Below are 797 nucleotides of genomic sequence, written 5' to 3' on the forward strand. Positions count from 1 at the left end.
CGCAGGATCGACTCGATCGTGCTCGGCAGACTCTCGGGTGCACGGAACACCGGGATCACGGCGACTATGCGATGCGGCATCAAGTGCTCCTGTAGGGGTGGCGGGTGAACCGGACCAGCGGAGACATCCGCCGGCAACGGGCCAGACGATCCTACCGAGGTCGGCTGGACGGCTCGCCCAGCGGGGGCCTCATCCCTCTGTCGAGTCCGGGTCCTCATCCATCGGACAGGATCTTCCCGATCGTCGCCGAGATCTCGGGAGCGAGCATCCGCACGTATTCCAGGTTCAGGTGATCGGCGTCGTAGTAGACGGGGACACCGCCGATCACGGCATAGCATCGCTCCGCATCGCAGAAGCGATCCGTCAGATCCAGCACCGTGATCGAGTCCGAGCGCTCAGCGGCGCCGGCCATCAGGACGGGGTCTGCCGGCTGCGCGTCCGCCCGGGGACGCGCGCAGGCCACAGGGTCCGTGGAGTTCAGCAGCACGCAGTCCACGCCGCGCACCTCCCCGTTGTACGGCGGATCCGCGATCGCCAGGACGTCGATCCCCTCGTCGGCCCACGCCGTCCAATAGTCGATCAGGCCCGCACTCATCTGCTCGAAAGCGGACGCTCCGCTGCCGTCGTCCACCAGATCCTGTCGTGCCGCCATCGCGGTGACCACCAGATCAGGCTTCGCCGTGCGGATCGTCGCGGCGAGGTCGTCCGACCAGGTGTTGCATCGATCGGCTTCCGCCTGCCCCCACGGACCGCGGAACCCGAGGAAGTCGACATCGGCCACCGGACACCCGCCGAGA

The 797-nt window shown here is 67.6% G+C and carries 1 protein-coding gene; it reads right to left on the reverse strand.

What is annotated here, in order from left to right; all coding sequences use genetic code 11:
- Positions 1–214: 214 nt before the first annotated feature.
- The coding region (locus tag DSP71_RS22590; protein ID WP_309472597.1) for an SGNH hydrolase domain-containing protein at positions 215–797 on the reverse strand (583 nt) is incomplete at its 5' end.

This window comes from Microbacterium sp. H6 (genome assembly GCF_003314775.1).
Lineage (GTDB): Bacteria > Actinomycetota > Actinomycetes > Actinomycetales > Microbacteriaceae > Microbacterium > Microbacterium oxydans.